This window comes from Lysinibacillus sphaericus (genome assembly GCF_015844675.1).
Classification (GTDB): domain Bacteria; phylum Bacillota; class Bacilli; order Bacillales_A; family Planococcaceae; genus Lysinibacillus; species Lysinibacillus sphaericus_E.
Genome location: NZ_LDGC01000016.1, coordinates 87,633 through 101,466, shown reverse-complemented (window position 1 = coordinate 101,466; position 13,834 = coordinate 87,633). Strand labels below are relative to the sequence as shown.

Sequence of the window (13,834 nt, the reverse complement as noted above, 5' to 3'; positions counted from 1 at the left end):
TCTACATCAATTTTGAAATAAACATTGTTGCAATTCCAAAGTAAATAAGTAATGATAGGATATCGTTTAGTGTTGTAATTAATGGGCCAGACGCCACTGCAGGATCGATTTTAAATTTATATAAGATTAAAGGAATAATGGTCCCAGCTAAAGTCCCAATAATTAAAGTAATAACTAATGAACTTCCAACCACTAAACCTAGAACCGGACTTCCTTGCCAAATATAGGCTATAATCGAAATTAAGATTCCACAAGTAATGCCTATAATCAGTCCAACTTTAAGTTCTCTAATAATAAGTTTAAAAACTACTCTTTTATTAGTATCTGTAGTAATTAGACCTCTTACAACAACAGCTAATGATTGAGTGCCTGTATTTCCAGTCATCCCAGCAATCATAGGCATAAAGAAGGCAAGAGCGACAACTTTAGATAATGTTTCCTCGAAACTACTAATAATGGTTCCTGAAACTAGTCCGATAAATAAAAGTAAGATAAGCCAGGGAAGTCGGCGATACGCAGCCACGTGTGCCTTCGTGTCAAAATCAATGGCTTTACCAGATGCCGAAAGTTTTTCAATATCTTCGTTTGCCTCCTTTATAACCACGTCGATAATATCGTCAACTGTTACAATTCCTACTAATTCATTATTTTTTTCTACAACTGGGATTGATAAAAAATCATAACGTTCTATTGCACGAGCTACTTCTTCCTGATCCGTTTCAGCAGAAACGGAAATTACTCTGCTATACATAATATCCTGAATCTTTTCAAATTCATTACTTATGATTAAATCCCGATAGGATACAACACCTACTAATTTTTTATCATTATCAATTACATATAAATAGTTGATTGTTTCTGAGAATTCTGCAAAAATTTTGAGTTTATCAACTGATTCTCGAATAGTAAAGTGTTGAGGAATCCACACAAAACGGTTTGTCATTATTCGTCCTGCAGTTTCAGGGGGATAGTTCATGATATTTTGAACAATTTTTGATTCTTCTTGTTTCATACCTGAAAGAAGTTCTTCAATTTTATCAGGAGATAGATTTTCTAACAATGAAGCTAAATCATCATTATCCATTAAATTCATTACCTGGCCTGATTTTTCAATCCCTAATTTATTAAGAACTTTTAATTGGAGTACCTTTTCAAGCTCTTGAATGAGTTCAGCGATTTGTACAGAAGTAAGAAACAATAAGAAACGTGTATGATGTTTTTCTGGTAACCCCTCAAAAATTCGTGCAATATCATAAGGTTGGAGTTCCTTTAATATTGCTTGAAATTCTTTCTGTTTCCCTTCTTTTAATGACTTGAAAATTTGAAGAGTTATTTGGTTTTCTGTCATGTTTTTAATCATTTTAACCACTCCTTAATTGAGAAACAAAAACAATATTCCTCCCAACGATAAAGCAATAGTTAAGAAAGATAATTTAAAATTCCTCATAGATATTCTTTGTATTTAGTTCATTTTTATAACATTTCGAGTATGGTTCTGAAAAGTCATCCATGTTCCTCACCTCACAGAAAAATAAAACACCTTCATAAACGAATGAAGGTGTTTACACGGTACTATAAACGTACATTAAATACACTACAAAAAAATTGTAGCAAATGTGCTCCTCCATTCGTAGAGCTTTAGCACTGTGTGGCATAGGACAAAGCCAGCTACATTAAAAACCACCTTATGTCGATGGTTTCTGTTGACCCATTGGCGTCTTTCGACATTTTTGGGCAGTAGCATATCTCCTACACAGGAGCCTCACCTAACGAGGATATTTTGTTCGAAATTTCACTCTATAAGAATTTCTCTGAAAAGTCAATGTTTTTATAAGTGATTTAATATTTTGATACAATTGTATCTCTGTCTTAAGTAACTATTGAATTTGATTCTTTTTTTATGATTTTGTCTCCTATTTAAGAATATATACCGTCTGCTAAACAAGAAAAACAGATGTTAGAATTGCTAAATTCCGTAACTCAGATTAAATGAAAAATAAATCAATAAGTTCTTTTGTTGGTATATATTACACAAAAAGAACTCTTAAATCACTTACTTATTGAAACTCTTTAGAGAGTTTCAAATGAATTAAAGTTAAAATTTCTTTTTGTACTTTATTCAGATCATGTGACAAAGGAATTGTATTAACGCAAATTAAAGGAGAGGATATATCCTTTAACCCTGAAATATTCGTGATAATTAAGTCATAACTTTTGGAAACCTCTCTGAAAGAACTTAGATTTAATTCCTCAATTATAAATGGCTTAATTAAATGTCCAAATTGATATAACATTATATTTTGTATGAACTCAGTGTGTTCTATGTCTGCATCACAAAATATTCCTACATGAAGTATCGGAACTTTACTTTTTAATGCACTCAATAAGTGTCCCCAATTTATAATCAATATGTATAACGTTTCCGTAAAAAAATTCGAAGTCCATTTAAATTCCTTATGAAATAGAAATTTCATTAGCTCCTCTTTTAAAAACAAAACAAAGTATGAAAATTCATGAGAAAAATGTTCTGAAAACAAACGTCTTTTATCATTTAAAATAAAACTTCGACCATAATTCATGGTTTGCAAATTGTATAATTCCAAAATTATTTTTTCTTTTTCTTTATTTTGAATGGATATATTTAATTTATTTGCGAGACTATGTAAAAAAGAGTCGATTTTAGGGACAATAATCCATGCTTTATTTATTTTTTGCTGAATCATTTTTTCTAATATTTCGTAGCTGAAGGCATATTGATTATTAAATAAAACAGAAAAGAGCTGTTGAGCAGTTTCTTTGTTAAATTCAAGATTAAAAATGTCTTTAAACCATTCGCAAAATAATGTGTTATTAAAAATGCTCAGATCAAAATGATCAAAATGATTTGGAAAATGTTCCGGAACAATTTTCTTGTGATGATTCTTCAATCGAATCATATTTACCATTGTCCAATTTTTAATTCTAATTAAGTCTGGGAAATTAGGTTGAATATGATTTGCTTGCATTACATAGAGGAATAATTTATCCAATACTTTGATTTGTGTGTCTTCAAATGGGGTATAAGTTACGCCATACTTCTCATAAAAAAAATGAACCATTATAGATCTAATATTTTGTTCGTTCCCAATTATTTTACAAGGATTTGTTACGATTTGTATCTCATACTTATTTAAAAAAGTATTAAATTTAGCAATAATCCGTCTCATAGTGGAAGTGCTTAGAAATAACTCATTTGCTATGGTTTCAATGTCGTATTTCTCTTCAAAAAATATGCGTTCGAGGAACAAAAATTCTGGACTTAAAGATAATACCTTTTGATAAATAAAGTCTGCAGAATAATGATTTGGATAGGTAAGCATAACACCATTTTGAGATGTTTTAATTTGAAAGGGTTTAAATTCCGTATTTATTAACTTAATATCATCACGTAGAACTCTTTCAGAGCAATTGAGTGTTTGAGCTATCACACTCAAAGTAATCCATCCATCCCTTTCATATAATTTCTCTAAAAGTTGTAGTTGTCTGAGTAAGTTTTTATTCAAAAGTAAGCGCATTATTTTATTCCTTCCTTAGTTAACAAATTTCATTTGATACATTTCAAATTATTCCGATTGTGAGGTATTTTTTGAAATGAAATATTGGTTTTGGTTTGATAACATTTTTTTATATTTAAATAGTTAAAGGAGGTGAATATCTTGATAAAAGATCTTTTAAGGTTACAGGATACATATACAAATGAACATAGTGAAAGGGTGGCTGTATATGCCACAATTTTAGCTAAAGAAACAAAACGATTTGATCAAGATGCCCTTAACAAACTTTATAATTCATGTTTACTACATGATATAGGTAAAATAGGGATTCCAAATGAAATATTAAATAAAACAACCTCTCCTCTCACTCAAAAAGAATATGATGTGATAAAGACGCACCCTCAAATAGGCGTAGATTTATTAAAAATGTTTCCTTCCATCAACGCCGACTTTTCTATTATTCGTTCACACCATGAAAAGTGGAATGGTAGTGGGTTTCCTGATGGTTTAAAAAGAAGCGAGATACCTTTAAGTGCAAGAATTGTCTCTATTGCAGATGCATTTGATTCAATGACTTCTACGAGGTCGTATCGGAAAGCAATGGATCCAAAAGAAGCATATAATCGAATTATTGAAGGGAAGGGAAATCAATTCGACCCCGAATTAGTAAATATCTTTCAAAAAATATATTCTTCTTGGGTTAAAATCATGAATTTTTATATATATTTAAATGTTATGAAACAAGCTAATCTATAAAATAGTATTCGAATTAATATCTGTTGAATCCTTAACATGCCAAACTAATATTTAGTAACAAAATCTACTTAATATGGATGTATATAATAATCCAAAGGCAGAATATACGAAATAACCTAGTAGAAATGGTATTTTTTTATATAAAGGGAGTCCTTTATAGATTTTTCAATATTTGGAATATTGAAAAACCGACGAATCGATTTAATATTAATACACCCTGTGTATAAAAAGATATCATTATTTATTGAAAATACAAGAAACTAGATTTTTATAACAATTGTAATTAACTAGCACAAAGAGGGTTAAGTAACTGCAAACACGTACGAAATTTCCTTCGTAAAATTATCGTAATAATGTTCCATCCATGTTAATGCATTATCTAAACTATATGGATAAGGTAGATACATGGTGCTTTTGTAAATGTATAGTTTAGAAACGGTTTCTGCATCAGTTGTTTCAAATAATCTTAGAAAGAGTCTTTCTGTAGTAATCAATAATTTTTCATGAACATATCCCATTTAATCATCTACGTTTATTGATATTTTTTAAAATAATACTTCACCATTACGTGGGGTTGGTTTCCGCTCCGCCTGGGCGCTTTGTAGCTGCCGCTTTGCTTTCGCGCAGAGCAGAGCTTCCTAGGGGAGTCCGATGTGCCACTGCGCTCCAATCAACTCGTTTATATGGTATAAAAATTTAAAATTCCATCCCAAATTTTAGGAATGAGATAATTCCATTGTAATATAAACAGAAAATTCAGGCAATATAAATAAGGAGGCTAAATATTTCTGCCAAACAAAAAGACAGAATCATTTGGGAGTGATTCTGTCTAATTTCATTTAGTTAAGTTTTTGAATAAAAACAACTTTTAAGTAATTGAATTCTGGATATTCACGTGTAGCACGGAAATCCTTTGGTAAGCCAAATTCTTCAACAATTTTATAGGCTGTTTTAGTTTCTTTAAATGCTTGGTCAATAAAACTCTTGAACTTTTTCATCCCAAAGCTTGCATTGTTCGTTGAGGCAACGATGAAACCGTTTTTCTCCGTAATAGCGATTGTATCTACTAGTAATTTAGGGTAGTCTTTCGCAGTTGAGAACGTTCTTTCCTTCGTACGTGCAAAGCTTGGTGGATCTAAAACTACAAGGTCAAATTTTAAATTGTGGCGCTGAGCATATTTAAAATAGTTAAAGACATCCATTACTTTAATGTCCTGTGATTCGTAGTCAATGCTATTAACGCTAAATTGCTCAATTGTTTTGGCTAAACTACGCTTTGCAACATCCACACTTGTTGTTTTTACTGCTCCTCCAAGTGCTGCTGCGACAGAAAATGCACCTGTATAGGAGAACGTATTAAGCATATTTTTACCTTCTGCATAACGGTCACGAATGGCAAGTCGCACTTCTCGTTGATCAAGGAAAATACCTGTCATGGCGCCATCGTTTAAATTGACAGCGAATTTCATATTATTTTCCGATACGATAATTGGGAATTCGCCAGGCGTTCCCATGACAAAATCGTCCTGTTCCATATACTGGCCTTTCGTATCGAAACGTTTTTTCTCATAAATAGCCTTGTAGTTTACTGTCTCAGCTAGGGCTTCATAAACTTCTTCTTTAAATGAATAAATGCCGGCGCTATACCAGCTCACCATATAGTAAGAATCGAAAAAGTCAATCGTTAAACCGCCAATGCCATCACCCTCGCCATTAAAGATACGGAAGGCTGTTGTGTGAGGATTGTTGAAAAATGCTTCACGATTTTGTAGGGCTTTTTTAAATTTTTTCATAAAAAAGGCTTTGTCTATTTCTTCGTTAGCATCGGTCGTTAGCACCCAACCAATACCTTTGTTTTGTAAGCCGTAGTATCCTGTGCCAAGAAACCGGTTATAACTATCCGTAAGTCTCAGTAGTGCACCTTCCTCATTTGGAAGATGGCGAGCATCAATTGCATCTTTTGAAATGAGAGGATAGCCTTTTTTTAATTGATTAGAAAAGGGATTGTTAATTTGTAAAGCAATAGTTTGTGTCATGTTGTCATCCTTTAAAAAACGTTTTGCTCTATTATCGCATTATTTTACATGGATAGACAAATTTATTTCACGAAATTAGCAATTTTTTCAGCTGTTTCAATCGTCGCTTCTTCAAAAAAGTTCATTTTACTAAAATAACTATGGATTAAACCCGACATATTGACATATTCAACAGCCACTCCGGCATCCGTAAGTTTTTGTGCGTATGCACGGCCTTCATCGTAGAGGACATCTGCTTCTGCAGCTATAATGATCGTTTTCGGTAAAACACTTAAATCCTCAATCTGAAGTGGAGACACAAGTGGATTCATATAGTTTTCTATATCTGTGTAATGACCCGCAAACCATTGCATTCCTTGTTTGTCTAAGCCAAAGTGTTCGCCGTATGCATTGTAAGAAGCCGTTGTAAAATCAACATTAACCACAGGATAAATAAGTGCCTGCGCTTTAATCTTTGGTCCATTAAATGTAGCAGCTAAATAGGCAGCTACTGTCGCTAAGTTTCCGCCCGCGCTATCACCAGCGACTGTCAGATTTGTTGCATCTCCACCAAAATTTTGGATGTTTTCGCTAATCCATAGTAAAGCGTCATAGGCATCGTAGAGCGGTGTAGGGAATGGGTATTCTGGAGCTAGGCGATAATCAACCGAGACAACGATTGCTTGTGCTTTTTCTGCAAGTAGCTGACAGCCTGCATCGGTAGAGTCTACATTTCCAAATACCCAACCGCCTCCATGATAATAAACAATGACAGGAAGTTTTTCGTCTAAAACAGGTTTATAAATGCGCACATTAATTTGCGCGCCATCTCGAACAGTTATATTTCTATTGTCAATTGCCGCGAGCTGTGGGCAATGTCGTGACGTCCATTTTGGCACAACTCGAATGGCTCTCGCTTCTTGTGGTGTTAGTTCATAGTATTGTTTAGAAGAAACACTTGCTTTTATATAATGGATCGCTTCATCTCTTAATTTCGTCATCTTCATCAATCCTTTTAATTACTTTGATAATTCTATTATAAACTATTCATATAAAATTACTAGGATTTAATATCGGAAATGAAAATAAATTTAATTTCTGTGCAGAAATAATCTGATTGTAAAGTTAAATTATGTTTATAATATAATGAACGATAGTATTTGGAGGGACAATATGATTTCTTTAATTGTTGCACATGATAATAATTATGTGATTGGTTATGAAAATGGCATGCCATGGCATTTGCCTGGGGATTTAAAATATTTTAAGGATAAAACGATGGGGAAGCCTATGATTATGGGGCGTAAAACATTTGAATCCATCGGTAGACCGCTTCCAGGTCGACGCAATATTGTCATTACGCGTGACGCGAGTTATCATGCGGACGGGATTGAAGTGGTGACAAGCTTAGAGGGTGCCCTCGCCCTTGCTGGGGATGTTCAAGAAATTATGATTATTGGCGGCGAGCAAATTTTCCGCTTATCCATGGATATCGCAGATCGCCTGTACATTACGAAAATTAATCATTCGTTTAATGGGGATACATACTTCCCAAAATATGAGGATTTTACAGAAGTATCCTCAGAGGAGCCAGAAACTGCACCGGAGGGCTACACATTCCAATATCAGATTTTTGAGCGTAAAAACTAAAGACAATAAGTACTACGGAAGCGCGGTTATGAATGACCGTGCTTTTTGTCGTTACTGAAATAAAGGATTATTAGGCTTATTAACGTGAAGTGGAAGTGATTTACGTTCCGACCGGGCGCTTAAATTCGATAAGTCTACTGAAGTGACGGTAGAAGAATTGAGCGAAGCCTAGAAACTATGAAGTGACGGAAGAAGAACCGAGCGATGGAAAGAAACCTCGAAGTGACGGAAAAAGTCATCAAAGCGACGGATAGAACCTTCGAAGCGACGGAAAGAGCTAACGAAACGACGGAAGAAGAACCGAGCGACGGAAAGAAACCTCGAGACGACGGAAAGAGTCATCAAAGCGACGGATAGAACCTTCGAAGCGACGGAAAGAGCCAACGAAACGACGGAAGAAGAACCGAGCGACGGGAAGAAACCTCAAAACGACGGAAAGAACCGTCGAAGTGACGACCTAATTTTGAGAGGTAAGTGTACAATAAAGGTATTAAGAAATAACAAAAATCGCTTCTTTTTTACGGAAGCGATTTTTGTTATTTATAAGTAAAAATAAACACAAGCATACATCGCGCCACAACCAGCTAACACAAAAAGATGCCAAATTGTATGATTGTAGGGAAGAGAACGCCATGCGTAAAAGAGAGCTCCAATCGTATAGAAAAGCCCACCTGCTAATAGTAAAGCAAAACCGTGAAAGCCTAAGAAAAGATAAACAGGTTTAACGGCAAAAATAATTAGCCATCCCATACCGATGTAAAAAATTAAAGAAAGCTTCTCAAATCGATTAATAAAAAAGCATTTAAAAATAACACCTAGTATCGCAAGGGACCAAATTATACATAATAACGTAATACCTAGCGTGCCACCAATTGCGATTAAAAGGAAAGGTGTATACGTTCCAGCAATTAAAATATATATAGAGGAATGGTCAAGAATAGCGAAAAAGTGTTTGTATTTTTCAGGCATGCTATGTAGCAAAGTTGACATTAAAAATAAAATGATCACAGAAGTGCCAAAAATAGTGAACGTAGTAATTTGGAGCGCACTTCCGGTTTGAACTGCTGCTAAAATTAGAACAACTAGAGCTGGAATACTTGCGAGAAATCCAATGCCATGAGTAATGGCATTCCACAATTCTTCCTTCCATGTTTTGTAGTCAAAAGAATCAATCATATCGAACACTCCTTTCGTGCTTACATTTACTATACCCCAATAATTTTCATCCTGGTATTTACATTTGTCATGTTTTCAACATCAAAAGTGTCATATAAATGTCGAAATGCATGAGGACATTGTTAGACAAGGACTGAACAAAGCGCTATAGTATCCAAGGTAGCGGATTCAAAATGGACTAAAACAAAGTGAAACCTAATGACAAATGTCATGTTTACATAATGATTCATTAGTCTATATAATAATTTTAATGAAGTAAAAGGATGTGTCGAAGTGGGACGAATTCATATAGTAACGGACTCAACTTGTGATTTAACAAAAGAAGAAGTAGCACAGCATGGTATACATATTGTGCCTTTAACAATTCAAATTGACGATAAAACATATACAGATGGTGTTGATTTAGAACCACAATCTTTTTTAAGCTTAATGAAAAATGCTAAAAATTTACCAAAAAGCTCACAGCCTGCACCGGGGAAATTTAAAGAATTGTACGATGAGCTTGGTAAAGACGGAGATCAAATTATTTCTCTTCATATGACTGGTGGAATGAGCGGAACAGTGGAATCTGCTCGTCAGGCAGCGCAAATGACGGATTCTGATGTAACTGTGATCGATTCACGTTTTATTGCTATAGGTTTAGCTATTCAAATACGTGAGGCTATTAAAATGCGCGACGCTGGCGCTACGGTTGAGGAAATTGTTGAGCGTCTTGAGAAAGTGCGCGAGAATACGTATTTGTATGTTATTGTTGATACACTTGAAAACCTTATTAAAGGCGGACGAATTGGAAAAGGGACAGGTTTTATCGGTTCTTTATTGAACATAAAAGTAATTGCAAACTTAGAAGGTGGCGCATACAATCCAGTATCCAAAGTACGTAGCCATAAACAGGTTGTAAACTACTTATTTAAACAATTCCAAACAGACACTGCTGGAAAAACAGTAAAAGCAGTTGGGATTTCTCACGCAGAGGGTCTTTCAACTATGGGTAGACCATTAAAAGAATTAGTTGAAGGAACAGGTTTTAATGAAGTAGAAATCGCCTTTACTTCACCAATCATTTCAACACATACTGGCCCAGGTGCCATTGGTTTTATTTATTTTGCAGAATAATATATAGGAGCTACTACATAATAATTGTAGTAGCTTTTTTCATGTAGCTGTTGAAAAATGCATAGTTCTTTATTCGAAAAAAGATACATACGCACAATTTTACTCAATAACTAGGTATAGTGACTTTTCATTGCACTATGAACTATTCTATAATAGAAGAAGAAAATGATGGAAGGTGGTCAAATGAGCATTTGGCGAATAATGGTTTTGTCATGTTTGACCGTCTTAGTACTAAGTGGTTGTGCAATATCAATAGATGAACCGGATCCGCAAGCAGACCCAGAAGGGGAGCAGGCAAGGACGGAGCAAGATATGAAACAGGATGAGCAACAAACAGAAAATGAGGTAAAGACCTCAAAGAATGTATTGACGCAAATTTATGAACATTTTTTTGAGCCAACACCAGAGGATTTAGGGAAGATTGATGATAATAACGCGAAGCAACTACATTACTTAGCACTCGGAGATTCTTTAACTGCCGGTGTTGGTGATGAGTATAGTAAAGACGGTTATGTTGGAAGATTAACAGATTCATTAATAGCTTGGCCCTCGATTTCTGAAGTTGAAGTCGATAATCGAGGAAAAAGAGGGAGACGCAGTGATCAGTTATTAAAATTAGTGGAAAAAGGGCATTATGATGAAGAGTTGCAAAAAGCACAGCTCATTTCAATTACAATGGGTGGAAACGATGTCATGAAGATCGTTAAAAACGATCTGTTTAATTTGAAACGAGATGCTTTTGATAAAGAATTGCGGGCATATAAGAAACGTTATAGTAAAATTATTGAAGGCATACGAGAGAAAAATCCAACAGTACCTTTATTACTTATCGGTTTTTATAATCCATTCTCCATCGTGACAAATGAAGCAAATGAATTTGATTCGATTATTACGGAGTGGAATAAAGTCATTGAAGACATAGCAAAGAAAGATAAAAATGCGTGCTATGTATCAGTGGAAGACCTGTTTGATTCAAATAAAGAGCTCGTTTATCATACGGATTTCTTCCATCCAAATGCTAGAGGCTATGACAAAATGAATGAGCGAATAATAAAGGCAATGGAGAAATGTAATATGGAACAAATTGTTAACAAGGAAATAGGGTACGAGGAGTGACAAAATGAATAAGTGGAAATTTGCATTTTTTGCTTTAGCGGGCACACTGCTTTTTGCAATCCTCCTCGTCGTTTTTTTAGCAACTAGACCAGTAGATGGAGTAAATTTAGCGGAAAGTACAAAAGCTGAAAGTGAAGTAAAAGGAAATGTACTCGTTGTGCAAACAACAAGGAAGGAATTAGAATCTATATCGAAAAAGTATTTAAAGGATGCGGGGTCACCATTACCGCTGGACTTTACGATTGGTGACGATATTCAATTGAAAAGTACATTAAAGGTTTTCTATACAGAAATCGATATTTCTATGAACTTCGATCCGATAGTGGATGAGAAAGGGAATATTATTTTAAAACAGACAGGAATGAATGTTGGGCTGTTAAATATTCCACCTGAGACAACGATGAAAATTATGCGAGATACGGTAGATTTCCCTTCATGGATTTCAATCAATCCAGATAAGGCTGAAATCTATATTGATTTATCGCGCGTTAACATTGCTTCAGGATCTCGTATCAAAGCAAAAGAATTAGACTTGCCTAAGGATAAAATTTTACTAGAAATTATTGTACCTGGTGCATAAGGAGTGAGATAGATGGCAATGCAATACGCAACATTTGCAGGTGGTTGTTTTTGGTGTATGGTCAAGCCTTTTGACGAAACACCTGGCATTGAATCAGTAATTTCCGGTTATACGGGTGGACATGTTGTCAATCCAACATATGAACAAGTATGCTCTGAAACAACAGGGCATTTAGAAGCGGTGCAAATACAGTTTGATGATGAGCTCTATTCTTATGAACAATTACTCGCGACATTTTGGACATTAATTGATCCAACAGACGCTGGAGGCCAATTTTATGATCGTGGAGAGTCCTACACAACCGCGATTTTTTATCACAATGATGAGCAACGTGATTTGGCTGAACGTTCTAAAGCTGATTTACAAGCATCCGGTAAATTCGATAAACCTATCGCAGTAAAAATTTTGCCGACAAGTTCGTTTTATCCAGCTGAAACTTATCATCAATATTATTATAAGAAAAATCCAATGCACTACGATCGCTATGCTGTAGGATCTGGTCGCAAAGCATTTCAGGAGAAACACTGGGGGGCTGAAAAATGAATAAAGAACAACGTTTACAACGGTTAACGGACATGCAATATTACGTAACACAGGAAAATGGTACAGAGCCACCATTCCGAAATGAATTTGATAAGCACTTTGAAGAAGGTATTTATGTAGATATCGTGTCAGGGAAGCCGTTATTTAGCTCGCTTGATAAATTCGATTCAGGTTGCGGCTGGCCTGCATTTGCAAAGCCAGTTGAAAAAGAAGAAGTAACGGAGCATTTCGATACATCACATGGAATGCGTCGCGTAGAGGTTCGCAGCAAAGAAGCCGATTCCCATCTAGGACATGTCTTTTCAGATGGACCAAGTGAGCTTGGAGGCTTACGCTATTGCATTAACTCCGCAGCACTCCGATTTGTACCAAAAGAGGATTTAGAAAAGGAAGGCTATGCAGAATATCTTTCATTATTTAAATAACAACAACTCCTAGCAGGATATATCCTACTAGGAGTTGTTTTGAGAACGACGGATAGAAAATCGGACCGACGGATGAAAAAACAGGTGAAGGATAGAAACTTCGAACCGATGGAACGAGCTAACGTAGCGACGGAAAGAGCCATAAAACCGATAGAAAGTCAGAATTGCTTAGACATTTTAAGTGATTGATCTGGCAATTCTAAATCCGATATCGTCAATAAAGAAGTCGGGCATACTCTTCCTGCGACAAGTGGCTCCACATCCGCGTTCCTCTTCAGCCCAACTTCCTCCTCGAATGATTCGGTAATTTCCAAATATCTTTTCATCGTATAAGTCCCAGCACCACTCCCAAACATTTCCTATCATGTCGTACAAGCCCCAATCATTAGATGCTTTTTCACCAACATTGTGTACATGTTCATTAGAATTATCCTTATACCAAGCAATTTCATCAATTTCACCATACCGATATCCTTTTGATTTTGCTTTACATGCATATTGCCATTCAGCATCAGTTGGTAATCGAAAACCATTAGAACTATGATTACATACAACAGATTTATTTTTCTGATCACAATCATAATACTTGTCGTAACCTAGGAGGTCAGACAATGAATTACAAAATTTCACGGCATCTATCCATGACACGTTAACAATGGGTTTTTGATCCATTGTTGTTGTTGGAAATTTATTCTCTTTAATAATCGCATAAAGTTCTTCAGTCACAGTATATTTTGCAAGATAAAATGGCTTTATCTCAACATTCCAAATAACTTCCTTTAAATTTTTTCTTATACCAGGTATTCCAAATTTATAGTTTGAACTAATCCATTTTTGCTCGTTTTGAAAATCTCGTAGGCGGATTTCTCCTTCAGGAATAAACACCATTAATTCTTTTAAGTAAAGATTTAAGTTAGTTAACAT

At 35.0% G+C, this 13,834-nt stretch carries 14 protein-coding genes and 1 riboswitch; of the genes, 7 read left to right on the top strand and 7 right to left on the bottom strand.

The genetic code is table 11. The features are described 5' to 3' along the window. Position 1: 1 nt before the first annotated feature. Both mgtE and ABE34_RS06560 read right to left on the bottom strand, forming a co-directional pair. Complete coding sequence (gene mgtE, locus ABE34_RS06565; RefSeq protein WP_197141267.1) at positions 2–1,360, bottom strand: magnesium transporter; 1,359 nt, start codon at positions 1,358–1,360, stop codon at positions 2–4. 255 nt (positions 1,361–1,615) lie between these two features. Beyond that, a riboswitch (M-box (ykoK) riboswitch) is annotated at positions 1,616–1,781 on the bottom strand. 276 nt (positions 1,782–2,057) lie between these two features. Beyond that, positions 2,058–3,554 (bottom strand): helix-turn-helix domain-containing protein, encoded by a 1,497-nt coding sequence (locus ABE34_RS06560; protein ID WP_197141266.1) that lies wholly within the window; start codon positions 3,552–3,554, stop codon positions 2,058–2,060. Positions 3,555–3,695: 141 nt separating this feature from the next. On the opposite strand from ABE34_RS06560, the gene ABE34_RS06555 reads away from it, so the two are divergent. Beyond that, the gene (locus ABE34_RS06555; protein ID WP_197141265.1) at positions 3,696–4,289 is read left to right on the top strand and encodes an HD-GYP domain-containing protein; all 594 of its coding nucleotides are present in this window, start codon (positions 3,696–3,698) and stop codon (positions 4,287–4,289) included. Between the two features lie 302 nt (positions 4,290–4,591). Here ABE34_RS06555 and ABE34_RS06550 read toward each other — a convergent pair whose 3' ends face one another. The 3 genes from ABE34_RS06550 to ABE34_RS06540 form a co-directional block, all read right to left on the bottom strand. Beyond that, entirely contained in the window at positions 4,592–4,807 is a 216-nt protein-coding gene (locus tag ABE34_RS06550; RefSeq protein ID WP_197141264.1) for a GNAT family N-acetyltransferase, read from the bottom strand. 321 nt (positions 4,808–5,128) lie between these two features. Next, positions 5,129–6,325, bottom strand: a complete 1,197-nt coding sequence (locus ABE34_RS06545; RefSeq protein ID WP_197141263.1) for a class I SAM-dependent rRNA methyltransferase — start codon at positions 6,323–6,325, stop codon at positions 5,129–5,131. Between the two features lie 62 nt (positions 6,326–6,387). Continuing rightward, complete coding sequence (locus ABE34_RS06540) at positions 6,388–7,305, bottom strand: alpha/beta hydrolase (RefSeq protein ID WP_197141262.1); 918 nt, start codon at positions 7,303–7,305, stop codon at positions 6,388–6,390. A 172-nt stretch (positions 7,306–7,477) separates the two neighbouring features. Between ABE34_RS06540 and ABE34_RS06535 the strand changes: the two genes are divergently transcribed. Beyond that, positions 7,478–7,954, top strand: a complete 477-nt coding sequence (locus tag ABE34_RS06535) for a dihydrofolate reductase (RefSeq protein WP_197141261.1) — start codon at positions 7,478–7,480, stop codon at positions 7,952–7,954. Between the two features lie 540 nt (positions 7,955–8,494). On the opposite strand, the gene trhA is transcribed toward ABE34_RS06535, so the two are convergent. Beyond that, positions 8,495–9,130, bottom strand: coding sequence for a PAQR family membrane homeostasis protein TrhA (gene trhA / locus ABE34_RS06530; protein ID WP_197141260.1), 636 nt, complete (start codon positions 9,128–9,130; stop codon positions 8,495–8,497). A gap of 273 nt (positions 9,131–9,403) precedes the next feature. On the opposite strand from trhA, the gene ABE34_RS06525 reads away from it, so the two are divergent. From ABE34_RS06525 to msrB, 5 genes are all read left to right on the top strand, one after another. Then, the gene (locus ABE34_RS06525; protein WP_197141259.1) at positions 9,404–10,246 is read left to right on the top strand and encodes a DegV family protein; all 843 of its coding nucleotides are present in this window, start codon (positions 9,404–9,406) and stop codon (positions 10,244–10,246) included. A gap of 183 nt (positions 10,247–10,429) precedes the next feature. Further along, positions 10,430–11,362, top strand: a complete 933-nt coding sequence (locus tag ABE34_RS06520; protein ID WP_241747000.1) for a GDSL-type esterase/lipase family protein — start codon at positions 10,430–10,432, stop codon at positions 11,360–11,362. 4 nt (positions 11,363–11,366) lie between these two features. Beyond that, entirely contained in the window at positions 11,367–11,942 is a 576-nt protein-coding gene (locus ABE34_RS06515) for a YpmS family protein (protein WP_197141258.1), read from the top strand. Positions 11,943–11,954: 12 nt separating this feature from the next. Further along, entirely contained in the window at positions 11,955–12,485 is a 531-nt protein-coding gene (gene msrA, locus ABE34_RS06510; protein ID WP_197141257.1) for a peptide-methionine (S)-S-oxide reductase MsrA, read from the top strand. Next, positions 12,482–12,910 carry a peptide-methionine (R)-S-oxide reductase MsrB gene (gene msrB / locus ABE34_RS06505; RefSeq protein WP_197141256.1) on the top strand — a complete coding sequence of 143 codons (429 nt, stop codon included), beginning with the start codon at positions 12,482–12,484 and terminating at the stop codon, positions 12,908–12,910. Before msrA ends, msrB begins: the two co-directional genes overlap by 4 nt. A 177-nt stretch (positions 12,911–13,087) precedes the next feature. Here the strand turns inward: msrB and ABE34_RS06500 are convergent, their stop codons facing one another. Then, entirely contained in the window at positions 13,088–13,834 is a 747-nt protein-coding gene (locus ABE34_RS06500) for a formylglycine-generating enzyme family protein (protein ID WP_197141255.1), read from the bottom strand.

Bases quoted from the DNA above. Each gene is read 5' to 3' on its own strand.
- mgtE (WP_197141267.1), bottom strand. From the start codon at position 1,360: ATGATTAAAAACATGACAGAAAACCAAATAACTCTTCAAATTTTCAAG.
- ABE34_RS06560 (WP_197141266.1), bottom strand. From the start codon at position 3,554: ATGCGCTTACTTTTGAATAAAAACTTACTCAGACAACTACAACTTTTA.
- ABE34_RS06550 (WP_197141264.1), bottom strand. From the start codon at position 4,807: ATGGGATATGTTCATGAAAAATTATTGATTACTACAGAAAGACTCTTT.
- ABE34_RS06545 (WP_197141263.1), bottom strand. From the start codon at position 6,325: ATGACACAAACTATTGCTTTACAAATTAACAATCCCTTTTCTAATCAA.
- ABE34_RS06540 (WP_197141262.1), bottom strand. From the start codon at position 7,305: ATGACGAAATTAAGAGATGAAGCGATCCATTATATAAAAGCAAGTGTT.
- ABE34_RS06535 (WP_197141261.1), top strand. From the start codon at position 7,478: ATGATTTCTTTAATTGTTGCACATGATAATAATTATGTGATTGGTTAT.
- trhA (WP_197141260.1), bottom strand. From the start codon at position 9,130: ATGATTGATTCTTTTGACTACAAAACATGGAAGGAAGAATTGTGGAAT.
- ABE34_RS06520 (WP_241747000.1), top strand. From the start codon at position 10,430: ATGAGCATTTGGCGAATAATGGTTTTGTCATGTTTGACCGTCTTAGTA.
- ABE34_RS06515 (WP_197141258.1), top strand. From the start codon at position 11,367: ATGAATAAGTGGAAATTTGCATTTTTTGCTTTAGCGGGCACACTGCTT.
- msrA (WP_197141257.1), top strand. From the start codon at position 11,955: ATGGCAATGCAATACGCAACATTTGCAGGTGGTTGTTTTTGGTGTATG.
- msrB (WP_197141256.1), top strand. From the start codon at position 12,482: ATGAATAAAGAACAACGTTTACAACGGTTAACGGACATGCAATATTAC.
- ABE34_RS06500 (WP_197141255.1), bottom strand. From the start codon at position 13,834: ATGTTAACTAACTTAAATCTTTACTTAAAAGAATTAATGGTGTTTATT.